General features: G+C 72.5%; 20 protein-coding genes. 16 read left to right on the top strand and 4 right to left on the bottom strand.

Going from position 1 to position 22,361, the window contains the following annotated elements; all coding sequences use genetic code 11:
- Positions 1 to 127 precede the first annotated feature (127 nt).
- Genes ACNKF0_RS16685 through ACNKF0_RS16675 form a run of 3 tightly spaced genes read left to right on the top strand, consistent with a single transcriptional unit; the run spans position 128 to position 3,080 of the window.
- Entirely contained in the window at positions 128 to 409 is a 282-nt protein-coding gene (locus tag ACNKF0_RS16685; protein ID WP_299932206.1) for a hypothetical protein, read from the top strand.
- A gap of 8 nt (positions 410 to 417) precedes the next feature.
- Positions 418 to 1,620 carry a CaiB/BaiF CoA transferase family protein gene (locus ACNKF0_RS16680; RefSeq protein WP_416953916.1) on the top strand — a complete coding sequence of 401 codons (1,203 nt, stop codon included), beginning with the start codon at positions 418 to 420 and terminating at the stop codon, positions 1,618 to 1,620.
- Complete coding sequence (locus ACNKF0_RS16675) at positions 1,617 to 3,080, top strand: carboxyl transferase domain-containing protein (RefSeq protein WP_416953914.1); 1,464 nt, start codon at positions 1,617 to 1,619, stop codon at positions 3,078 to 3,080. The genes ACNKF0_RS16680 and ACNKF0_RS16675 overlap by 4 nt, the downstream gene beginning before the upstream one ends.
- Positions 3,081 to 3,379: 299 nt before the next feature.
- Here the strand turns inward: ACNKF0_RS16675 and ACNKF0_RS16670 are convergent, their stop codons facing one another.
- Entirely contained in the window at positions 3,380 to 4,357 is a 978-nt protein-coding gene (locus tag ACNKF0_RS16670) for a Ku protein (RefSeq protein ID WP_416953912.1), read from the bottom strand.
- 83 nt (positions 4,358 to 4,440) lie between these two features.
- Here ACNKF0_RS16670 and ligD (ACNKF0_RS16665) point away from each other — a divergent pair, with 83 nt between their 5' ends.
- The 4 genes from ligD (ACNKF0_RS16665) to ACNKF0_RS16650 all read left to right on the top strand — a co-directional run bounded on the left by ligD (ACNKF0_RS16665) (position 4,441) and on the right by ACNKF0_RS16650 (position 8,260).
- A complete protein-coding gene (gene ligD / locus ACNKF0_RS16665; protein ID WP_416958562.1) occupies positions 4,441 to 5,355 on the top strand; it encodes a non-homologous end-joining DNA ligase in 915 nt (304 codons plus the stop codon).
- Positions 5,352 to 6,254, top strand: coding sequence for a non-homologous end-joining DNA ligase (gene ligD, locus ACNKF0_RS16660; RefSeq protein ID WP_416953910.1), 903 nt, complete (start codon positions 5,352 to 5,354; stop codon positions 6,252 to 6,254). The genes ligD (ACNKF0_RS16665) and ligD (ACNKF0_RS16660) overlap by 4 nt, the downstream gene beginning before the upstream one ends.
- 90 nt (positions 6,255 to 6,344) lie before the next feature.
- The gene (locus tag ACNKF0_RS16655) at positions 6,345 to 7,037 is read left to right on the top strand and encodes a response regulator transcription factor (protein ID WP_416953908.1); all 693 of its coding nucleotides are present in this window, start codon (positions 6,345 to 6,347) and stop codon (positions 7,035 to 7,037) included.
- 32 nt (positions 7,038 to 7,069) lie between these two features.
- The gene (locus ACNKF0_RS16650; protein WP_416953906.1) at positions 7,070 to 8,260 is read left to right on the top strand and encodes an NAD(P)/FAD-dependent oxidoreductase; all 1,191 of its coding nucleotides are present in this window, start codon (positions 7,070 to 7,072) and stop codon (positions 8,258 to 8,260) included.
- On the opposite strand, the gene ACNKF0_RS16645 is transcribed toward ACNKF0_RS16650, so the two are convergent.
- From ACNKF0_RS16645 to ACNKF0_RS16635, 3 genes are all read right to left on the bottom strand, one after another.
- On the bottom strand, positions 8,190 to 9,560 hold the full coding sequence (locus ACNKF0_RS16645; RefSeq protein ID WP_416953904.1) for a wax ester/triacylglycerol synthase family O-acyltransferase: 1,371 nt from the start codon (positions 9,558 to 9,560) through the stop codon (positions 8,190 to 8,192). The two genes, ACNKF0_RS16650 and ACNKF0_RS16645, sit on opposite strands and share 71 nt — an antisense overlap.
- 44 nt (positions 9,561 to 9,604) lie before the next feature.
- A complete protein-coding gene (locus tag ACNKF0_RS16640) occupies positions 9,605 to 11,692 on the bottom strand; it encodes a dehydrogenase (RefSeq protein ID WP_416953902.1) in 2,088 nt (695 codons plus the stop codon).
- Positions 11,693 to 11,765: 73 nt separating this feature from the next.
- Positions 11,766 to 12,854: an SDR family oxidoreductase gene (locus ACNKF0_RS16635; protein WP_416953900.1), complete on the bottom strand. Its 1,089-nt coding sequence runs from the start codon at positions 12,852 to 12,854 to the stop codon at positions 11,766 to 11,768.
- 192 nt (positions 12,855 to 13,046) lie between these two features.
- On the opposite strand from ACNKF0_RS16635, the gene ACNKF0_RS16630 reads away from it, so the two are divergent.
- The 9 genes from ACNKF0_RS16630 to treY all read left to right on the top strand — a co-directional run bounded on the left by ACNKF0_RS16630 (position 13,047) and on the right by treY (position 22,349).
- Entirely contained in the window at positions 13,047 to 14,315 is a 1,269-nt protein-coding gene (locus ACNKF0_RS16630; protein WP_416953898.1) for a CpaF family protein, read from the top strand.
- Positions 14,315 to 15,169 carry a type II secretion system F family protein gene (locus ACNKF0_RS16625; RefSeq protein WP_416953896.1) on the top strand — a complete coding sequence of 285 codons (855 nt, stop codon included), beginning with the start codon at positions 14,315 to 14,317 and terminating at the stop codon, positions 15,167 to 15,169. The genes ACNKF0_RS16630 and ACNKF0_RS16625 overlap by 1 nt, the downstream gene beginning before the upstream one ends.
- On the top strand, positions 15,166 to 16,107 hold the full coding sequence (locus ACNKF0_RS16620) for a type II secretion system F family protein (RefSeq protein ID WP_416953894.1): 942 nt from the start codon (positions 15,166 to 15,168) through the stop codon (positions 16,105 to 16,107). Before ACNKF0_RS16625 ends, ACNKF0_RS16620 begins: the two co-directional genes overlap by 4 nt.
- Before the next feature lie 35 nt (positions 16,108 to 16,142).
- Positions 16,143 to 16,328, top strand: coding sequence for a hypothetical protein (locus ACNKF0_RS16615; protein WP_299932164.1), 186 nt, complete (start codon positions 16,143 to 16,145; stop codon positions 16,326 to 16,328).
- A 6-nt stretch (positions 16,329 to 16,334) separates the two neighbouring features.
- The gene (locus ACNKF0_RS16610) at positions 16,335 to 16,730 is read left to right on the top strand and encodes a TadE/TadG family type IV pilus assembly protein (protein WP_416953892.1); all 396 of its coding nucleotides are present in this window, start codon (positions 16,335 to 16,337) and stop codon (positions 16,728 to 16,730) included.
- A complete protein-coding gene (locus ACNKF0_RS16605; RefSeq protein WP_416953890.1) occupies positions 16,727 to 17,230 on the top strand; it encodes a hypothetical protein in 504 nt (167 codons plus the stop codon). Before ACNKF0_RS16610 ends, ACNKF0_RS16605 begins: the two co-directional genes overlap by 4 nt.
- Positions 17,231 to 17,253: 23 nt before the next feature.
- Positions 17,254 to 17,670, top strand: a complete 417-nt coding sequence (locus ACNKF0_RS16600; protein WP_416953888.1) for a pilus assembly protein TadG-related protein — start codon at positions 17,254 to 17,256, stop codon at positions 17,668 to 17,670.
- Positions 17,671 to 17,844: 174 nt separating this feature from the next.
- Complete coding sequence (glgX, locus tag ACNKF0_RS16595; RefSeq protein WP_416953886.1) at positions 17,845 to 20,025, top strand: glycogen debranching protein GlgX; 2,181 nt, start codon at positions 17,845 to 17,847, stop codon at positions 20,023 to 20,025.
- A complete protein-coding gene (gene treY / locus ACNKF0_RS16590; protein ID WP_416953884.1) occupies positions 20,022 to 22,349 on the top strand; it encodes a malto-oligosyltrehalose synthase in 2,328 nt (775 codons plus the stop codon). Before glgX ends, treY begins: the two co-directional genes overlap by 4 nt.
- The last annotated feature ends 12 nt before the right edge of the window (positions 22,350 to 22,361 follow it).

Genomic DNA, 22,361 nt, shown 5'->3' with positions numbered 1-22,361 from the left:
CACAGTATTGACGATCGGCTCATTGTCCTATTGGCTAGGCCACTGAGCCAGCACTGTGACGAGGGCCACCCCCCGCGGCCCCGCTGTGCGGACACTCGACTCGGAAGGCAACAACTATGGGTCCGGAATGGATCGCGATCATCGCGCTGGTCGCCCTCTTCGCCCGATCGCGATCCCGCTCGTCGCCGAGGGCGGGCTGTCCGCGGGCCTCTTCGTCGCCGCGCTCGCCGTCAGCTCCACCATCGTCGACGTCAGCCCCTTCAGCACCAACGGTGCGTTGATGCTGGCCAACAGGCCGGACACCATCGACGAGAACACCTACTACAAGCAGATCCTCGGCTACGCCACGATCGTGACCCTCGTCGGCCCCCTGCTCGTCTGGGCCGCCCTCGTCCTCCCAGGATGGTGAACACCCACATGACCTCCCCCTCGACAAGCACCGCCACGAGCGGACCGCTCTCCGACCTCCTCGTCGTCGACCTCACCCGAGCGCTCGCCGGCCCCCACGCCACCCAGATGCTGGGCGACCTCGGCGCCCGCGTCATCAAGGTGGAGGCACCCGGCAACGGCGACGACACCCGCGGCTGGGGGCCGCCGTTCGTCGGCGAGCCCGACGCCCGCCAGTCGACGTACTTCCTGTGCACCAACCGCAACAAGGAGTCGATCGCCCTCGACCTCAAGGACGCGGGCGACAAGGACGTGCTGGTCGGCCTCGTCGAGCGCGCCGACGTGCTCGTCGAGAACTTCCGCACCGGCGTCCTCGAGCGTCTCGGCCTCGGCATCGAGGAGCTCATGCGACGCAACCCGCGCCTCGTCGTCCTCTCCATCACCGGTTTCGGCCACGACGGCCCCGAGGGCGGCCGCGCCGGCTACGACCAGATCGCCCAGGGCGAGGCAGGGCTGATGTCGCTGACGGGCTCCGGTCCCGACGACCCGCAGCGGGTCGGCGTACCCATCGCGGACCTGCTCTCGGGCATGTACGGCGCCTACGGCGTCCTCGCCGCGCTCCACGAGCGCGAGCGCACCGGCAAGGGCACGGTCGTGCGTACGTCGCTGCTGGCGTCGGTCGTCGGCGTGCACGCCTTCCAGGGCACCCGGTGGACCGTGGCCGGCGAGGTCGGTCGCGCCCAGGGCAACCACCACCCCTCGATCGCTCCCTACGGGCTCTTCCACTGCCGCGACGGCGCCGTGCAGATCGCGCTCGGCAGCGAGGGGCTGTGGAAGAAGTTCTGCGCGGGCTTCGGGCTCGACCCGGACGCCGACGGGATGGCCACCAACGGCGAGCGGGTCGCCCGCCGCGAGGACGTCATCGCGGTCGTCGAGCAGGCGTTCGCCGACTGGGACGCCGAGCCGCTGCTGGCCCGGCTCGCCGAGGTCGGCATCCCGGCCGGCAAGGTGCGGACCCTCGACGAGGTCTACGAGTGGGACCAGGTCGCCAGCCAGGGCCTCCTCGTCGACGTCGAGCACCCCACGCTCGGTGGGCTGACGCTGCCCGGCCCGCCGCTGCGGTTCTTCGACGCCGAGGGCGCCGAGGTGACGCGGCGCGACCACGTCGCCCCGCCGCTGCTCGACCAGCACGCCGACGAGATCCGCGCCTGGGTCGGCGGAGGCGGCGCGTGACGACCCCGGTGCGGGCGAAGCGCTGGACCGCCCACGAGCTGCTGGACCTCGTCCTCGACCCCGGGACCCACGCCTCGTGGGACGAGCCGATCGACCTGAGCGGGGTCGACGCCGGCTACCGCGCTGTCCTCGAGGCGGCTGCAGCCAAGGCCGGCACCGACGAGTCGGTGCTCACCGGCCGCGGCGAGGTGCGGGGACGTCCGGTGGCGTTCGTCGTCAACGAGTTCGGCTTCCTGGCCGGCTCGATCGGCCGGGTCGCGGCGGACCGGATCATCGCGGCCGTACGCCGCGCCACCGAGGAGGGCCTGCCCCTGCTCGCCAGCACCGCCTCGGGCGGCACCCGCATGCAGGAGGGCACGCCGGCGTTCGTCCGGATGGCCGAGATCTCGCGGGCGCTGATGGCCCATCGCGCGGCCGGGCTGCCCTACCTCGTGCACCTGCGCCACCCGACCACCGGCGGCGTGTACGCCTCGTGGGGCTCGCTCGGCCACGTGACGGTCGCGGAGCCGGGCGCCCTCGTCGGCTTCCTCGGGCCGAAGGTCTTCGAGGCGCTCAACGGCCGACCCTTCCGCCCCGGCGTGCAGGTCTCCGAGCACCTCGCTGCCTCCGGCGTGATCGACGGCGTCGTCGCGTCGGAGGACCTCCCGGCAATGGTCGACCTCGCCCTCGGCGTGCTGGTCGACCGGCCCGGCCCGGGAGGGCTGCGACAGCGGCCGAAGCGCCTGCTGGGCGACCACCCGGCCTGGGACAGCATCGAGCGCACCCGGGCGGCGGGTCGCCTCGGCCTGCGCGACCTCCTCGCGCACGGGGCCACCGGCACGGTCCGGCTGCGTGGCACGGACGAGGGCGAGCGCGACTCCACCGTGACGGTCGCGCTGACCCGCATCGACGACCAGCCCTGCGTGGTCGTGGGACAGGATCGCTCGCGCCAGACGCCGGGTCACCTCATGGGGCCGGGGGCGCTGCGCGAGGCGCGCCGCGGGATGCGGCTGGCCGAGGAGCTCGGGCTGCCGCTGGTCACCGTGATCGACACCCCCGGTGCCGAGCTCTCGCCCGAGGCGGAGGAGCGCGCCATCGCCGGTGAGATCGCGCGGTGCATCGCCACGCTCACCACGATGCGGGTGCCGACGCTCTCGGTCGTGCTCGGCCAGGGCTGCGGCGGGGGAGCGCTCGCGCTGCTCCCGGCGCAGATGGTCATCGCCACCGAGCACGCCTGGCTCGCGCCGCTGCCCCCCGAGGGCGCCAGCGTGATCGTGCACGGCGACGTCACCCACGCGCCAGAGATGGCCACCCAGCAGCGGGTCCGCGCCGTGGACCTCCTGGCCGACGGCATCGTGCACCACATCGTCCCGGAGGTCGACGGCGAGTCGCCGCACGACCTCGCGGTCGCGGTCGCGGCCGAGGTCGGGGCGCGGCTGCGCGAGCTCGGCGGCCGGGTGCCCGTGGCCCACGCCTCCTGAGGCGTGCCGCCGCTCGAGCGGTGCGTGGCGCAGGTTCTGAAGCCCGGGAACGTGTCTCACGCACCGCTGCGGGGGCGTTCGTCGCTGAGCGGTGCGTGACGCAGGTTCTGACGCCCGGGAACGTGCCTCACGCACCGCTGGGCGGTGGTCCAGCCACACTTCGTACGTCGAGAGCGTGGGTGGACCACCGCCGAGCCGCGTGTCGTACGCCGACCCGCCGGGTGGCGGTGGCCAGCCCACGGTCCGCACCTCGAGAGGGCGGGTGGACCACCGCTCGAGCGGGCGGCCCAGGACCGGGGTCAGCTGGCCTTCTTGGCCTGCTTCTTCGCGGCGGTCTTCTTGGTGGTCGTCTTCTTGGCAGCGGACTTCTTGGCCGCAGCCTTCTTCGCGGGCGTCTTCTTGGCGGCCGACTTCCGGGCCGTCGACTTCTTCGCCGGCTTGTCGGACTCGTCGGAGGAGTCGTCCGAGGAGTCGTCGGACGAGTCCGCCTCACCCCGCGCGGTCTTGGCGGCGGCGACGGACTTCTGCAGCGCGGCGAGCAGGTCGACGACCTCGCCGGAGGTCTTGGTCGAGGTCTCGGTGCGCTTGATCTCGCCGCCCTCGATCTTGGACTTCACGAGCGCCTCGACGGCCCCGGCGTAGTCGTCCTCGAACTCGGTCGCGTCGAAGTCGCCGGCGAGGGTCTCGACGAGCATGTGGGCCATCTTGACCTCCTGCGGCTTCGCGTCGTCCACCTCGACCTTGAAGTCGGGCACGCGCACCTCGTCGGGCCACATCATCGTCTGCAGCACGATGACCTCCCCGGCCTCGGTCTCGCGCACGCGCAGCACCGCGATCGTGGTGCGCTGGCGCAGCGCGACGGTGACGACGGCCATCCGGTCGGCGTCCTTGAGGGCCTGGCGCAGCAGGGCGTAGGGCTTGGCGCCGGCACCCTCGGGCTCGAGGTAGTAGGACTTCTCGAAGAGCAGCGGGTCGATCTGCTCGCGCGGCACGAACTTCTCCACCGCGATCTCGCGCGACGACGTCGACGGCAGCTCGGCCATGTCGTCGTCGGTGAGGATGACCATCTCGCCGTCCTCGGTCTCGTAGCCCTTGGCGATGTCGGCGTAGGCCACCTCCTCCCCGTCGAGGGAGCACACGCGCTGGTACTTGATCCGCCCGCCGTCCTTGGCGTGCACCTGCCGGAACGACACGTCGTGGCTCTCCGTGGCGGCATAGAGCTTGACCGGCACACTGACCAGGCCGAAGGAGACGGCACCCTTCCAGATCGCACGCATGCCACGACGATAGCCGTCACTCCAGACACTCGTCTCCCTCCAGATGGGGGACGCAGGGATGCCAGACTGCACGCGTGCGCCCGATGCTCGCCAGCAAGACCGACCGCGTGCCCACCGGCACGCAGTGGCTGCACGAGGTCAAGTGGGACGGCGTGCGCGTGCTCGTCGACGTCCACGACGGCGTCGTACGCATGACGAGCCGCAACGACAACGACGTGACCGCGGCCTGGCCCGACCTCGCCGCAGCGCCGCTCGGCGACCGTGACCTTCTGGTCGACGGCGAGGTGATCGCCCTCAACGAGCGCGGCGTCCCCGACTTCCGCGTGCTCCAGCACCGCATGCACGTGCGCAACGCCAGGGAGGTCGCACGGCTGGTGAGGTCGGTGCCCGCCACGCTCATGGTGTTCGACCTCCTGCGCCTCGACGGCGAGGACCTGACCAGCCGCCCGCTGGAGGAGCGCCGCGCGCTGCTGGAGGGGCTGCCGCTCGCGGACTCGACGTGGCAGGTGCCAGCGGCGTACGACGACGGCGACATGCTGTTCGACGCCACCCTGCAGCAGGGGCTCGAGGGGGTCGTGAGCAAGCGCCGCTCGTCGCGCTACCGCTTCGACGCCCGCAGCGAGGACTGGCGCAAGCTCGCCCACCGCCACCGCGGGTCCTTCGTCGTCGGCGGCTGGCGCCCGCAGGTCGGTACGACGGACCGGCTGGCGTCGCTGCTCGTGGGCGAGCCGACCCCCGACGGCCTGCTCTACCGCGGGCGGGTGGGCAGCGGCATCGCCGGCGCCACCAGCACCCGGCTCGCCGCGCTGCTGGCGCCGCTGGCGACGGGGGAGTCCCCGTTCGCCGACGAGGTGCCGCGCGTCGACGCCGCCGGCACGTTCTGGGTCGAGCCGCGGGTCGTGGTCGACGTCGACACCCACGGGCTCGGCTACGAGCGCCTGCGCCAGCCGTCGTTCCAGGGCGTCCGCGACGACCTGTCGCCGGAGGACCTCCAATGAGCGAGCTCCAGGTCGACGTCGAGGGCCGCACGCTCACGATCAGCAACCTCGACAAGGTGCTCTACCCACGCACGGGCACCACCAAGGGCGAGGTCCTCAACTACTACGCGCAGGTCTCACCCGTCCTGCTGCCGCACCTGAAGGACCGGGCGGTGACCCGGATCCGCTGGCCGCACGGGGTGGAGGGGGCGAGCTTCTTCGAGAAGAACGCTCCCGCGGGCACGCCGTCGTGGGTGCGGACGCACGAGGTGCCGACCACGGGCTCGCGGTCCGGCAGGGGCGACGGCACCATCCGCTTCCCGATCTGCGACGACCTCGCCACCCTCACCTGGCTGGCCAACCTCGCCGCGCTCGAGCTGCACGTGCACCAGTGGACCGTCGACGCGAAGGGCCGGCCGCGCAACCCCGACCGCCTGGTGATCGACCTCGACCCCGGCGAGCCGGCAGGGCTCCACGAGTGCGCCCAGGTCGCGCTGATGGTGCGCGACGCACTGGCCGCGCGCGACCTCGGGTGCACGCCCGTCCTCAGCGGCAGCAAGGGGCTGCACCTCTACGCCCCGCTGCCCACCGGGCGCGGCAGCCTGGACAGCGACGGCACGACCGCGCTGGCGAAGGAGGTCGCCGAGGACCTGATGAAGGAGCACCCCGACCTCGTCACGAGCGTGATGACCAAGGCCAAGCGGCCCGGCAAGGTGTTCCTCGACTGGTCGCAGAACTCCGGCTCGAAGACGACCATCTCGCCGTACTCGCTGCGCGGTCGGGAGCGACCGACCGTCGCCGCCCCGCTGACGTGGGACGAGGTGGAGGAGGGCGCCGAGGACGACCTGGCGCTCGAGCAGCTCACCATGGACCAGGTGCTGGAGCGGGTGGCCGAGCTGGGGGACGTCTTCGAGGCCTGACCCCGGCCCGACCCTCCGTGCGGGTGCCCTGGTCCGACGACCCCCGGGATTCGGGCCCCCGCGTCAGGACCTGCATCTATGCTCATCGCCATGGCTCACGACGTGCTGGTGGTTGAGGACGAGGAAGACATCGCCGTCCCTCTCATGCGCACGCTCGAGCGCGAGGGCTACGAGGTCAACCGCGTGTCCGTGGGCGCCGATGCCGTGTCGTTCGCCGTGAGCGAGGGACCCGCCGTCGTGATCCTCGACCTGGGCCTGCCCGACATGGACGGCATCGACGTGTGCCGCCAGATGCGCTCGGGGGGCTACCTCGGCGGCATCATCATGGTGACCGCCCGTGCCGGCGAGCTCGACCGCGTCGTCGGCCTCGACGTCGGAGCGGACGACTACCTCGCCAAGCCGTTCGGTCTTGCCGAGCTCCTCGCCCGCGTGCGCGCCCTGCTGCGACGCAGCGGCAGCACCCCCGCGCCCGACGACTCCACCGTCACCACCTCCTCGGGACTGCGGATCGATGCCGGCTCGCGCCGCGTCCACCTCGGCGACCGCGAGATCGCGCTGACCGCCAAGGAGTTCGACGTCCTGGCCGTCCTGGCCAACAACCACGACAAGGTCGTGCCCCGCGAGACCCTCATGAACGAGGTCTGGGACCAGAACTGGTACGGCTCGACCAAGACCCTCGACGTCACCATCGGCCGCCTCCGCAGCAAGCTCGAGGCCGCCGCGGCCGGTGAGAAGGTCGTCGCGATCCGCGGGGTCGGGTTCCGCCTCGAGACCGGGGTCTGAGCCCCTCACGACGCCGGGGCTAGTTTGGGCACGTGCCCGACACCCCGCAGCACCACGACGTCCTGGTCATCGGGGGCGGCAACGCCGGGACGTCCCTGGCCGCCCGTCTGCTGCGCGACGGCGCGCCCGACGTCGCGGTCATCGAGTCGCGGCCGGTCCACCGCTACCGGCCGCTGCTGAGCTACGTCGGCGGGGGCGAGGCGCGCATGTCGTCGCTCTCGCGGCCGGCCGACACCGTCGTCCCTGAAGGAGGTACGACGCTGCGCGACGAGGTCGTCTCCGTCGACCCGGCGGGACCGTCGGTCCTGACCCGGTCGGGGCGCCGCTTCACGTGCAGGACCCTGGTCGTGTGCCCCGGGCTCGACGAGGACTGGGACGCCACCCCCGGCCTGCGTGAGGCGTACGACGCCGGCTGGGCGGCGTCGACCTTCGACGACGACGCCGCGGCACGGGTCTGGCCGGCGCTGCGCGGCCTGCAGTCCGGGCGGGTGGTCTTCACCGTCCCGCCCGAGCCGGCGCCGTGCGGCGCCACCGCGCTCAAGCCGCTGTTCATGGCCTGCGACCACTGGCGGCGCGCCGAGGTGCTCGAGGACGTCGACGTGCACCTGGTGCTCCCCGGCGCCTCGCCGCTCGGGCTCGACGGCCCGGACGCGCGCCTCGAGGCGTCGCTGGCGTCGTACGACGTCCGCGTCCACCGCGAGGCGACCGTCTCCCGGCTCGACGGCCGTGGCGTCACCCTGGCCACGCCGACGGGGGAGGAGACGATCGAGGACGTCGCGTTCGCCCACGTGGTGCCGCGCTACCGGGCGCCCCGCTGGGTCGTCGACGCCGGACTGGCGGGCGAGCACCCGGCCGGTCTGGTCGACGTCGACCCGGAGACGATGCGGCACCACTCCTTCCCGGACGTGTGGTCGCTCGGCGACGTGGCCGACCTGCGCACCCGACCGTCCGGGGGAGCGCTGCGCAAGCAGGTGGCGGTCCTGGCGCCCAACATCCTGGCTGCCCGCCTCGGCCGCCCGCTGCAGCGTTACGACGGCTACACCGTCATGCCGATCACGACGGGGCGCCGTCGACTGATGCTCGTCGAGGTCGACCGCGACGGCCGGCCGCGACCGACCGTCCCGTTCCCCGACCTGACCGTGCCGCGCGCGGTCACGTGGTGGGTGGACCGCTACGTGTTGCCGCAGGTCTACTGGCGTCGGATCCTGCGCGGTCGGGTGTGACGAGCCGGCGCAGCGCGTCCAGCTCGGCCTCGACGAGCGCGACCAGCCGTTCCGGCTGCGGCACGGTGGCTGCGTCGACCTTGAAGCCGACCCGCACCGTCCCGGCGTAGCTGAAGATGCACACGCCCAGCGTCTGGCCGCCCGAGCCCGGCACCCACCCGAGCACGCCCGTCACCTCGACGCCGGCGAGGTAGCGCGGCTGCTGCGGTCCGGCCACGTTGGTGGTGACCCCGACCGCCTTGCCGGCGAAGAAGTCGACCAGCGGCTTCTCGACGGCGTGCAGGTGGCCGATCCCCTCGGCCACCGCCGAGGTGATGAACACCTCGGGGGAGTGCTTGATGTGCTCCATGCGCCGGTGCACCTCCTCGAGGCGCTCCCGCGGGGACATGTCGGCGGTGGGCAGGTGCAGCATGACCAGGGCGAACTTGTTGCCGAGCTCACGGGGCAGGGGCTGGTCAGGGGGCCGGATGTTGACCGGGACCATCGTCGTCAGCCGGTCGACCGACTCGTCGAAGCTGCGCAGGTAACGGGTCAGGGCGCCCGACAGCGCGGCGATCAGCACGTCGTTGACCGTGCTCCCGGTCGCCCTCCCGATCGCCTTGACGTCGGCCAGTGGCTGGGGGCGGGTCCAGGCCAGCCGCTTCTCCACGCCGGGCTCGTGGCTGAACCGCGAGTCGGGCAGCACGTCGAGCAGCAGCTTGCGGGTGACCCCGACCCCCTTGAGGGCCGTGACCGGTGCCGTCGGCAGGCTCGCGGTGGCGCGCAGCAGCCCGGTCGCCGACGAGACGAGCGAGCCGAGGCGCCCCGCCCGGTGGACGTCGAGCTGAGGGGGCGGGTCCTGCCCGTCGGGGGTGGGGTCGGTCAGTGTCAGCATCACCTGCGCCAGCGCGATCCCGTCGGCCATGGCGTGGTGCAGCCGTGAGAAGACGACCGACCCGCCGCCGTACCCGTCGATCACCCACGTCTCCCACAGCGGGCGGGTGCGGTCGAGGGGCCGGCGGACCTTCTTCTCGAGGAACGCGCGCAGCTGGGCGTCGCCACCGGGCTTGCGGAGCTTCGCGTGGTGCAGGTGGTGGGACAGGGAGAAGTCGGGGTCGTCCTCCCAGCCCGGCAGCTCCCACGGGTGCGCCGGGGCCGCGGGGCGTTGGTGGAAGACGGGGTAGACGTCGACCAGCCGCTCCTGCACCGTGCGTCGCAGGCGTGCCGGGTCCAGGGGTTCGGCGGTCCACATGATGCCGTCGATGACCATGAGGTGGTTGGGCCGGTCGGCGTGCAGCCACATCGCGTCGGCGCCGCTCATGGTCCGCCGGGTGGCGGTGCCGCCCCCTCGCGTGCCGCTGCTGGTCATGGCACCGCTCCGGCGAGGTCGCTGGATGCCGTCCCGGCGCGGGCCGCCAGCGCGAGTGCACGCACCTGCTCGAGGTCCTCGGCGGTGACGACGCCGTTCACGCCCGAGATCGTCGCCAGGCGCATGCCGTGCCTGAGTCCGAGCCGGTAGATCTCCTTGACCTTCTCCCACTCGATGTTGCGCCCGACCGTGAAGGACTCGTAGCGGCCCTCGAGGGCCAGCACCACGGTCTCGGCCAGGCAGGCGTACACCACGCCGTCCGGCAGGCCGATGTCGCGCATCCGCACGTGACCGGGGAGCTCGATCTCGCCCGACTCGATCACCAGGACGTCCGGCCGCTTCGCGACGTCCTCCGCCGAGAGGTCCAGCGGGCGGGCGACGTCGGTGATGACGCAGCCCGGCTTGACGGCCATGATGTCGAGGACGCGCTTGCCGGCACCCGACGTGGCGGTCACGACGAGGTCCATCTCGGGGAGCGCGCCGTCGGGGCTGGTGGCGACGTGGACCTCGGTGCCGGGGTGCTCCCGCTCGATCAGCGCCTTGAGCGCCAGCAGCTTCGCCGACTCCGGGGACACCAGCCACAGCCGCGCCCCCGCGACCGCCAGCAGGCGCGCGCAGACCGAGCCGATCGCTCCCGTCGCCCCGACCACCATCGCGTTGCCCTCGAGGACGCCGTCGGCACCGAGCTCGACGAGGTCGAGCCGGTGCAACGCCTCGTGGGCCGCCCAGAGCGCCGCGGACGCGCTGTAGCTGTTGCCGGTGGTGACGGGCAGCGGTGCCTGGCGGGCCACGGTCACCCCGGCGTCGCCGACCACCTTGGTGAAGGCGCCCAGACCCATGATCTGGGCGCCGAGCTTGCGGGCCGTCTCGGCCGCTGACAGCAGCCGGCGATAGGTGAACTCGGGGTCGTGGGCCATCATCTCGCGCGGGGTGCCGCCCACGGTGATGAGCCAGCCCTCCGCCTCGGCGCCGGTCGGTGAGGTGATCCCGGTGACGTGGCTGTAGGTGAACGGCGGGCTGTAGGCCACCGCCTTCTCCACCAGGTCCATCACCGGCTGCGGGGCCAGCCGGGAGACGGTGCGCAGGGGCTCGACGTTGCGGAAGTACTGCTGCGACAGCGGGTGGATCACGAAGGCGAACCGGCTCTTGCGGCGCGGGCCGTTGGGGTGGAGCAGCCGGGGCTCCAGGTCGGCGCCGACGATCATGTCCAGCAGGTCGTCGTCGGTGAGCGCGTTGCCTTCCACCGAGGCGATCATCAGCGCCTCGAGCACGGCCGCCTCGACGACCACGGCGAACGGCTGGGGCGTGATGTCGACGACCAGGTCGACGCCCCGGTCGCCGAGCTCGGCCAGGCGGTGGTCGTCGATCGCCGAGGTGATCAGCGTCTTGCCGGCCAGGTCCTCGAGCCCGAACCCCGCCAGCTCGGCGTACGTCGCCACCAGCACGTCGCATTCCCGCGCGGCCCGGCGCGCCATCGCGTGGGCCGCCTGCCGGGCTGGCGAGAGGAGACGGGTGCGCAGGGCGTACGGCACCATCCGCGCGGGCAGGGCGCCGACCTCGCCGAGCACGTCGGCGGCGAGCCCGACGACCGGGTTGGCGTGCAGCCGGTCGGACAGGTCGAGACGCAGGAGCGGGTCGGCGAGCTCGATGTTGTCGGTGTGCTCGCGCAGGATGCGGGTCGTGCGCTCGTGGTTGCGTCCGCCCAGCACGACCGTGCGCGCGTTGGTGAGGTGGCCGGGCAGCTCGGTGTCGACGCGCCGGACGGCCCACTCCTGCAGCACCTCGAGGAGCTGGTCGCCCTCGGTGATCGGGGTCGAGCCCGCCTCGCCGGTGATGCGCCTGCGGGCCGCATCGGCCGGGCCGGCGTACAGGCCCGCCGCCTGCGCCTCACGGATGCCCGTGAGCGCGACGGCACGCGCCATCGGCGCCCACTCGCGGACCAGCTCGGTGGCCGCGTCGAGGTCCCCCGACGTGCCGCGCCGGACGATCCGGAAGCGCTGCCCGAGGAAGGTGACGCGGGTGTCGTGGTCCCGTTCGGGGCCGTCCAGGCTGAGCTCGAGGACCACGGTCGTGCTGGGTGTCATGTCGGTCCTTCCGAGGTCCGCTGGTGGGTCCGCTGGTGGGTCTGCTGGCGCGTCAGGTGGTGCGCTGTCGCGGTCACGCCATAGCCGCGGAGTCGTGCTCGGGGTGCGCGAGCATGAAGTCGAGCAACCGGTCGGCGTAGTCCTCGAAACGCGGGCAGCTGATGCCCGTCCCGGCGAGGTCGGTCGTGGTGTGCGTCGTGTCGTAGGTGGTGGGGGAGGCGAAGTAGTCGAGCGCCTCGACCGGGAGCCCCATCAGCCGCTCGGCCAGGGGCAGCGACACCGCAGCCCTCGTCACGCCCAGGGGGAGCGGCACCCAGACGACCCGCTTGTGCAGGCGGCGGGCGAAGGCGTCGACGAGCTCGCGGGCAGTGGGCGGGTCGGGGTCGGTCAGGGCGTACGTCCGACCCTCCGACTCGGGCAGTACCGACAGCTGGTCCATCGCGTCGATGACGAAGTCCCGCGGCACCAGGCAGAAGCGGACGGCGTCGGGGTCGGCCACGGCAGGCACGACGGCGACCGGGAGCTGGCGGCGCAGGAAGGTGGCGAGGAAGTAGGGGCCGTCGTACTTCTGGGTCTCCCCGGTGCGGGAGTCGCCGACGACGATGCCGGGGCGATAGATCGTCGCGGGCAGCCCGGCGGCCATCGCCTTGCGGACCAGCAGCTCCGCCTCGTGCTTGGTCGACTCGTAGTGGTTGCGGAAGGTCTGTCCGACGTCGAGGTCGTCCTCGCCGAACGCGCCGTCGTACCGGCCGCTGACGTAGCAGGTGCTGACGTGGTGGAGCCGCTGGAGCCCGGGCAGGCTGCGACAGAGGTCGAGGACCCGGTCGGTGCCGTCGACGTTGACCCGGTGGGCCACCTCCTCGCCGACGGCGAGGTCGTAGACCGCGGCGAGGTGCCACACCTCGGTGACGTCCTCGAGCAGGCCCTTCTCGCCCGCGTCGAGACCCAGGCCCGCTGCGGTGAGGTCGCCGACGACGAGCCGGACGCGGCCCGCGACGTGCGGTTCCTCGAGCTCGATCGCCGCCAGCCGCTCGCGGGCGAGCGGCAGGTGGCGCTGCTGCACCAGGCAGGTCGCGGTGGTGCCCGGGCGCCGCGCCAGCAGGCGGCCGAGCAGGGCGGATCCGAGGAAGCCGGGGAACCCGGTCATCAGCAGTGCGGTCATCGGTGGCTCACACCTCGTGGTCGTCGGTAGCTCCACCCTTTCGGCCCCGCGGGTGTCGTCACCAGTGCCGAACGTCCCGGCCGCGGACGACATGGGTCAGGTTCTCCACAACCTTTGCTTCACCCCTGTTTCCGGACGGCTCGCGCTGGGTAGCGTGACAAAGCACGTTCTCGGGGAAGCAGGTGCCACACGATGGCCGTTGATCGCATCACGCGACCGCACGCCGACGACCTCGTCGAGCGGCTCGACCTCCAGGTGCGCGAGCGCGTCCGGCGCGAGGGCGTCGACCCGCAGCGCGAGGCCGGGGTCGTACGCCGCATCGCCGAGGACGTCGTCCGCGACCACGACGACCTCAGCCTCACCGGCGCCGTGGCGCCCGTCGCCGACGACGGCGCCATGGTCGGCGAGCTGGTCGCGCGGGTGTCGGGGTTCGGCCCGCTCCAGCCCTTCCTCGACGACCCGGAGGTCGAGGAGATATGGATCAACGACCCCAGCCGGGTCTTCATCGCCCGCCGCGGCCGCCACGAGCTGACCAACCTCCGCCTCGACGCCGCGCAGGTCAACGAGCTCGTCGAGCGGATGCTCAAGTCCAGCGGGCGCCGGCTCGACATCTCGACCCCGTTCGTCGACGCCATGCTGCCCGAGGGTCACCGCCTCCACGTCGTCCTCGAGGGCATCACGCGCGGCTTCACCGCGGTCAACATCCGCAAGTTCCTGCTGCGTGCCCACCGGCTGACCGACCTCGTCTCGCTGGGCAGCCTAACGCCCCAGGCGGCGCGCTTCCTCGAGGCATCGGTGCGGGCCGGGCTCAACGTCCTCGTCGCGGGCGGCACCCAAGCCGGCAAGACCACGATGCTCAACTGCCTCGCCGCCGCGGTGCCCGGGGGCGAGCGGGTGGTGAGTGCGGAGGAAGTCTTCGAATTGCGCTTCTCCCACCCCGACTGGGTCGCGATGCAGACCCGGCAGGCCGGGCTCGAGCAGACCGGCGAGATCGTGCTGCGCGACCTGGTGAAGGAGGCCCTCCGGATGCGTCCCAGCCGCATCCTCGTCGGCGAGGTCCGTGCGGCCGAGTGCCTCGACCTGCTGCTGGCCCTCAACTCCGGCCTGCCCGGCATGTGCACCCTCCACGCCAACAGCGCGCGCGAGGCGCTGGTCAAGATGTGCACCCTGCCGTTGCTGGCCGGTGACAACATCTCCGCCCGCTTCGTGGTGCCGACGGTGGCCACGAGCGTCGACCTCGTCGTCCACCTCGGGCTCGGCGCCGACGGCGTACGCCGCGTCAACGAGATCGTGTCCGTGCCGGGGCGGGTCGAGGCCGACGTCATCGAGGTCGAGCCGATCTTCGTGCGGCACGGGGCCGACCTGAGACGCACCGGAGGGGTGCCGGCGCAGGTCGAGCGTTACGAGCGGGTCGGCATCGACGTCCACGAGGTGCTCGCCTCCGGGGAGGTGGGGCGCTGATGGGCGCCCTCGTCGGTCTCGGGGTGGGAGTCGGCCTGCTGCTGATCTGGTCCGCCTTCGTGCTCCCACGGCGCCCGCGGTCGACGGCTCCGACCTCCACGGCGCTGGGCCGGCTCCTCGGCCGGGCGGGTCTCGCCGACGTCACGCCGGCGAGCGTGCTGTCGTTGTGCGCGGTGCTCTTCGCCGTGGCGTTCGCGCTCGTCCAGGCCGTCTCGCGGACCGTCCCGGTCTCGTTCGTCTTCGCCACCATGGCCGCCTACCTTCCGGTCGCCGTCCTGCGCCAGCGAGCCGCCCGGCGGCTCCGGGACTTCGCCGAGGTGTGGCCCGAGGCGGTCGACAACCTCGCCAGCGCGGTCCGCGCCGGCCTCTCCCTGCCCGACGCCGTCGCCGCGCTCGGCACCAACGGGCCCGAGGCCCTGCGCGCCGACTTCGCGCAGTTCGCCCTCGACTACCAGGTCACCGGCCGGTTCGGCGAGTGCCTCGACCGGCTCAAGGACCGCCTGGCCGACCCCGTCGGCGACCGGGTCATCGAGGGGCTGCGGCTCGCGCGCGAGGTCGGCGGCGGCGACCTCGGCCGACTGCTGCGCAACCTCTCCGGCTTCCTGCGCGACGACGCACGCACCCGCTCCGAGCTCGAGTCGCGCCAGGCCTGGACGGTCAACGGCGCCCGCCTGGCCGTCGCCGCGCCGTGGATCGTGCTGCTGCTGATGTCGTTCCAGACCACCGCGATCCGGCAGTACGCCACGCCCGGCGGCGTGCTCGTGCTGGGCGTCGGGTTCGGCGTCTGCGTCCTCGCCTACGTCTCGATGATGCGCATCGGGCGGCTGCCGACCGAGAAGCGGATCCTGTCGTGAGCACCGCCGTGTGGGGTGCCCTGCTCGGAGCCGTGGCCGGAGCCGGGCTGCTCCTCGTCGGGCTGCGGGTCGCGGTGCTGCGCCGCCCGCAGCTCTCGGTGCGGGTCCTGCCCTACCTGCGCGACGTGCCGCGCCTCGACGAGACCTCCGTCCTGCGGCCCGTATTGTCCACGCCCACCTCGGCGGCCGCGGGCATCTTCGGCCCGCTGCTGCGCCGGGCCGCCGACCTGGTCGAACGGGTGCTCGGCGGCAGCACGTCCGTACGCCGCCGCCTCCAGCGCGCCGGCCTCGACCGCACCGTCCAGGACTTCCGCATCGAGCAGGTCGTCTGGGGGCTGGTCGGCTTCGCGGCCGCTGCCGCCGTCGTCCTGCTGCGGGCGCTGGGCGGCGTCGGCAGCGTCGGCTCGGGAGCGGTGTTCTGCGTGCTCGGATTCGTCTGCGGCGTCTTCCTCCGCGACAACCGGCTCAGCACCCAGGTCAAGAACCGCGAGCGCCAGGTCCTCGTCGAGTTCCCCACGGTCGCCGAACTGCTGGCGCTGTCGGTCGCCGCAGGCGAGAGCCCCGTGTCCGCGCTCGACCGGGTCGTACGCCGCAGCAACGGCGCCCTCTCCGACGACCTCGCCCAGGTGCTGGCCCGGATCCGCACCGGGGAGCCGGTCGGTGCCGCCTTCGAGTCGCTCGCCCGCTCCACCGGGCTGCCGATCGTGGCCCGGTTCGCCACCGGCATCACCGTGGCCATGGAGCGTGGCACTCCGCTGGCCGACGTCCTGCACGCCCAGGCCGCCGACGTACGAGAGGCCGGTCGGCGCCTGCTCATCGAGACCGCCGCCCGCAAGGAGATCGCGATGATGGCGCCCGTCGTGTTCTTCGTGCTGCCCGTGACGATCCTGTTCGCCTTCTATCCAGGGGTGCTGGGCCTGCGGCTCACCACTCCCTGACGCCTTCCCTGACGACTCCAACGAAAGGACACGCCATGCACCCGTCCCTCTCGGGACTCCTCCTCCTGCTGACGGCACGCCCACGCGACGAGCGCGGCGACGTGCCCGGCTGGGTGATGGTCACGCTGATGACCGCCATCGTGGTCGCCGCGCTCACCCCGTTCGTCAGCGACGAGCTCCGTGCGCTGCTGTCGCGGGCGTTCGCGATGGTCAGCGGCTAGGCCGACGTGCCTCGCCGCTCGCGCGCCGGCGAGCGCGGGGCAGCGGTCGTCGACTTCGTCCTCGTCCTGCTCGTCCTGCTCCCGCTGGTCATCGGCATCCTCCAGCTCGCGCTGGTGCTCCACGTGCGCAACACCCTCGCGTCTGCTGCGGCCGAGGGTGCCCGGCACGCCGCGGTCGCCGGTTCGTCGGCGCCGGCCGGCCGGGCGAAGGTGCAGGAGCTGGTGAGCGGTGCCCTGTCGCGGGACTTCGTCCGCTCGGTGACCGTGCGCCCGGCGCTCGTCGGCGGAGCGCCGGGCTACGAGGCCGTCGTCACGGCTGACGTGAGCCTGCTCGGGTTCGGCGGAGCGGGCGTGCCCGTCCGGGTGTCCGGGCACGCCATCGCGGAGGTGGCGCCGCCGTGACCCGGCCGCGCCCGACCGCGAGGACGCGCGGCGAGCGCGGCTCGGCCCTCGTCGAGCTCAGCTGGCTCGCGATCATCCTGCTGGTGCCGCTCATCTGGATCGTGGTCTCGGTGTTCGAGGTCCAGCAGGGCGCGTTCGCCACCAGTGCGGCGGCCCGCGCCGCCGGACGGGCCTACGCCCTGGCGCCCGACGACGCGACCGGGGCGACCCGCGCCGAGGCCGTCGTACGACAGGTCCTCGCCGACCAGGGCACCCCCGGCCAGCGCGCCCGCGTGAGCATCACCTGCGAGGCCCCCGCCGGCAACTGCCACGTCGGGACCTCGGTCATCACGGTGCGCGTCGACTCCGGGGTGGAGCTGCCGTTCTTCCCCGCGATCCTCGGCAAGCGTGCCGCCGTCTTCTCGCTCGACGCGACCCACACGGTGCCGATCGGGCAGTACGTCGAGAGCGGCTCCGACGATGGGTCCGACGCCGGGACGGATGGGGCGGACGACCGATGAGGCGCCGCGACGAGCAGGGGCAGGTGACGCTCCTGATCATCGGCTTCGCGAGCATCCTGCTCATGGCGATCGTCGTGGTCATCGACGCGTCCGCGGCCTACCTCCAGCGCCAGGGCCTCGACAACCTCGCCGACGGCGCTGCCCTCTACGGCGCCGACCTCGGCGCGGCCGGCATCTACGAGCAGGGCCTCGACGGTGAGCGCCTCACCCAGCAGGAGGCCGCGGTCGAGGCCGCGGTGCGCGACTACCTCGCCCGCGCCGACGCGGGTGCGCGATACCCCGGCATCGCCGTCGGCGTACGCGTCGACCCGGTCGGTCGCTCCGTCACGGTCCGGCTGAGCGCGCCGCTCGAGCTGCCGCTCACGATCCCCGGCTCGCCCAGCAGCCCGACCGTCGGCGCCAGCAGCACGGCGGCGGTGACCGTGGTGCCCGGAGGGTGAGGACAGCCAGCACGTCATCGGGGAGTGCCGGCTCGCCCTGAGCGAGCCAGGACTCCCCGATCACGCTCCGGCCCGGGCGGGGCCCTCCGGAGCCCGGTGACGGTCGTCACCACCCCCACCCCGGTGGATGGTCAGGAAGAACGACTACCCACCCCTCGCCGGTAGTTTCTTCGCATGACCGAGACCTGGCCCGGCACTGCCTACCCCCTGGGTGCCACCTTCGACGGCACCGGCACCAACTTCGCCCTGTTCAGCGAGGTCGCCGAGCGCGTCGAGCTGTGCCTGTTCGACCCCGACCCGGACAACCCCGGTTCGTTCACCGAGACCCGGCTCGAGGTCACCGAGGTCGACGCCTACGTCTGGCACTGCTACATCCCGACCGTGCAGCCCGGCCAGCGCTACGGCTACCGCGTGCACGGCCCGTGGGACCCCAACAACGGCCTGCGCTGCAACCCCAACAAGCTCCTCCTCGACCCCTACGCCAAGGCCACGGCCGGGGAGATCGACTGGGACCAGTCGCTCTTCGCCTACAACTTCGGTGACGAGGACTCCCGCAACGACGACGACTCCGCGGCGCACATGACCCACGGCGTGGTCATCAACCCGTTCTTCGACTGGGAGGGTGACCGCCGCCCGGCCATCCCTTACAACGAGTCCTTCATCTACGAGGCGCACGTCAAGGGCCTGACCCAGCTGCACCCCGACGTGCCGGAGGAGCAGCGCGGCACGTACGCCGGCCTGGCGCACCCGTCGATCACAGCGCACCTCAAGAAGCTCGGCGTCACGGCGATCGAGCTGATGCCGGTGCACCAGTTCGTGCAGGACTCGACCCTGCTCGACCAGGGCCTGCGGAACTACTGGGGCTATAACACCCTCGGCTTCTTCGCCCCGCACGCCGACTACTCCGCCAGCGGCCTGGGTCAGCAGGTCCAGGAGTTCAAGGCGATGGTCAAGGCGATGCACGCCGCCGGCATCGAGGTCATCCTCGACGTGGTCTACAACCACACCGCCGAGGGCAACCACCTCGGTCCGACGCTGAGCTTCAAGGGCATCGACAACGCGGCCTACTACCGCCTCGTCGAGGACGACCAGCGCTACTACATGGACTACACCGGCACCGGCAACACCCTCAACGTGCGCCACCCGCACTCGGTGCAGCTGATCATGGACTCGCTGCGCTACTGGGTCACCGAGATGCACGTCGACGGATTCCGCTTCGACCTCGCCGCCACCCTGGCCCGCGAGTTCTACGACGTCGACAAGCTCTCCACCTTCTTCGAGATGGTGCAGCAGGACCCGGTCGTCAGCCAGGTCAAGCTGATCGCCGAGCCGTGGGACATCGGCCCCGGTGGCTACCAGGTCGGCGGGTTCCCGCCCCAGTGGACCGAGTGGAACGGCGCCTACCGCGACACCGTCCGCGACTTCTGGCGCGGCGAGCCGTCGCTGGGCGAGTTCGCCTCCCGCCTCTCCGGCTCGAGCGACCTCTACGAGCACTCCGGTCGCCGCCCGTTCGCCAGCATCAACTTCGTCACCGCCCACGACGGCTTCACGCTGCGCGACCTCGTGTCCTACAACGAGAAGCACAACGAGGCCAACGGCGAGGACAACAACGACGGGGAGAGCCACAACCGCTCGTGGAACCACGGCGTCGAGGGCCCGACCGAGGACGCCGAGATCCTCGAGGCGCGTGCCCGCGAGCAGCGCAACTTCATCGCGACCCTCCTGCTCAGCCAGGGCGTGCCGATGCTGCTGCACGGCGACGAGCTGAGCCGCACCCAGGACGGCAACAACAACACCTACGCCCAGGACAGCGAGATCAGCTGGGTCCACTGGGACGACGCCGACAAGCCGCTGATCGAGTTCACCGCGGCGGTGGCCAAGCTGCGCGCCGACCACCCGACGTTCCACCGCAAGCGCTTCTTCACCGGCAACACCGTGCGCACCGGCGACGGCGAGCGACTGAACGACATCGTGTGGCTCGACCTCGACGGCGAGCCGATGGAGGACGACGACTGGGCCGGTGGCAAGGCTATCGGGATGTACCTCAACGGCAACGGCATCGCCGGCAAGGACGCCCGCGGCGCCGCCATCACCGACGACCACTTCCTGCTCTACTTCAACGCCGACGGCCCGGCCCAGGTGACCCTGCCCACGGAGGAGTACGCCGCTGCGTGGGACGTCGTGATCGACACCGGCGGTGACGCCGACGCCGGCCCGACGTTCGAGGCCGAGGGGACGTTCGACCTCGGCACGCACAGCCTCGTCGTGCTCCGCGAGCACACCGAGCCCGAGGTCAGCCCGGACCACTCCGTCGCTGCATCGCTCGCGGCGCGCTCGGGTACGGACCTCACGTGACCGACGCCTCCCCGTCCGACCGGCCCGAGCAGCCCGAGCGACGTACGCCGCGCAGCACCTACCGGCTGCAGGTCAGCCCCGACTTCACGCTGCACGACGCCGCGCAGGTGCTGCCCTACCTGCACGACCTCGGCGTGGACTGGGTCTACCTCTCGCCGCTGCTGGCGTCCGAGCCCGGCAGCACGCACGGCTACGACGTCGTCGCGTTCGACCACGTCGACCCCGAGCGGGGCGGGGAGGAGGGCCTGGCCGCGCTGTCGGCCGAGGCGCGACGCCTCGGGATGGGCGTGCTCGTCGACATCGTCCCCAACCACGTCGGTGTCGCGACGCCGTCGGAGGACCCGTGGTGGTGGGACGTGCTCAAGCTGGGGCGCGGGTCCGAGCACGCGTCGGCCTTCGACGTCGACTGGGCGGCCGGCGACGGGCGCATCGTGATCCCGGTGATCGGTGACGACGACGAGGGTGCGATCCGCGTCGTCCGCCCGCGCAAGGGGGAGGGCGAGGTCCGCTACCACGACCAGCGCTTCCCGCTCGCTCCCGGCACGTCCACGCTGGAGGAGCAGCACTACGAGCTGGTCAACTGGCGCGCGGCCGACGAGGACCTCAACTACCGCCGCTTCTTCGCCGTCAACACCCTCGCCGCCGTGCGCGTCGAGGACCCCGAGGTGTTCGCCGAGACCCACGTCGAGGTCAAGCGGTGGTTCGACGAGGGCCTCGTCGACGGCCTGCGGGTGGACCACCCCGACGGCCTGCGCGACCCCAAGCGCTACCTCGACGACCTCGCCGCCCTCACCGGCGGCGCCTACGTGCTGGTCGAGAAGATCCTCGAGCCCGGCGAGCTCCTGCCCACCGACTGGGCCACCGCCGGCACCACCGGCTACGACGCGCTCGCGCTCATCGATCGGGTGCTCACCGACCCGGCCGGCGAGGCCCCGCTGACCGCGCTCGAGGACCGGCTCCGCGGCACGTCCGTGGACTGGGAGCAGATGGTCCGCGACAACAAGCGCGCCGTCGCCGACGGCATCCTCCACTCCGAGGTCCGGCGCATCACCCGCGAGGTCGAACGCGTCCTGCACGCGAAGGACGAGAGCGCGGACGAGGACGAGGTGGCCGACGCGATCGCCGAGCTCATCGCCTGCTTCCCGGTCTACCGTTCCTACCTGCCCGAGGGCCGCGACCACCTCGACCAGGCCTTCGCCCGGGCGCGCGGGACGCGTCCCGACCTCGCAGCGACGTACGACGTCCTCGAGCCGCTGCTGCACGACGAGTGGAGCCAGCCCGCCCGGCGCTTCCAGCAGACCTCCGGCATGGTGATGGCCAAGGGCGTCGAGGACTGCTCGTTCTACCGCTGGTCGCGGCTGACGTCGCTCAACGAGGTGGGCGGAGACCCGTCGATCTTCGCCATCGGTGTCGACGAGTGGCACGAGGCGATGGCCGCGCGCCAGCGCGACTGGCCCGACGCGATGGTCACCCTGTCGACCCACGACACCAAGCGCGGCGAGGACGTCCGCGCCCGCATCACCGTGCTCGCCGAGGAGCCCGGCCACTGGGAGCGGGCGCTCGACGAGCTGCTCCGGCTCGCGCCCGTGCCCGACCCCGGCTTCGGCTCGCTGCTGTGGCAGGCCGTGCTGGGCGCGTGGACGCCCGACCACCTGCCCGACCTCCGCGAGCGGCTGCACGGCTACGCGGAGAAGGCGATGCGCGAGGCCGGCGACCGGACGACGTGGACCGAGCCCGACGAGGCGTACGAGTCGCAGGTGCACGCCGCGGTCGATGCGGTCTTCGACTCCGACGACGTCCGCTCCGTGCTGCTCGACCTCGCGACCCGCATCGACGCACCCGCGCAGGCCAACTCGCTCGCGGCCAAGCTGCTCGCCATCACGATGCCGGGCGTGCCCGACGTCTACCAGGGCAGCGAGCTGTGGGAGACCTCGCTCGTCGACCCCGACAACCGCCGCCCGGTGGACTTCGGCCACCGGGCCGCCGTGCTCGCCGGCACCGCCGAGGACGACGCGGCGACCAAGCTGCACGTCACCTGCACCGCCCTCACCCTGCGCCGTGAGCGGCCCGAGCTGTTCACGACCTACGCCCCGGTGCAGGCCACCGGGTCGGCCGCGGGCCACGCGGTCGCCTTCGACCGCGGCGGCGCTATCACCGTCGCGACCCGGCTCCCCGTCGGCCTGGCGGCCGACGGCTGGGGCGACACGTCGCTCGACCTGCCCGAGGGCCGCTGGCACGACGTGCTCACCGGCCTCGACACCGACGGCCGGCTCGAGACCCTTCTCGCGGTCCACCAGGTCGCCCTGCTGGTGCAGAAGAACTGAGGAAGGACTGAC

The organism is Nocardioides sp. T5, from assembly GCF_048161455.1.
GTDB lineage: Bacteria > Actinomycetota > Actinomycetes > Propionibacteriales > Nocardioidaceae > Nocardioides.
The sequence above is the reverse complement of the archived record's forward strand: the minus strand, read 5'-3'. Positions and strand labels throughout refer to the sequence as shown.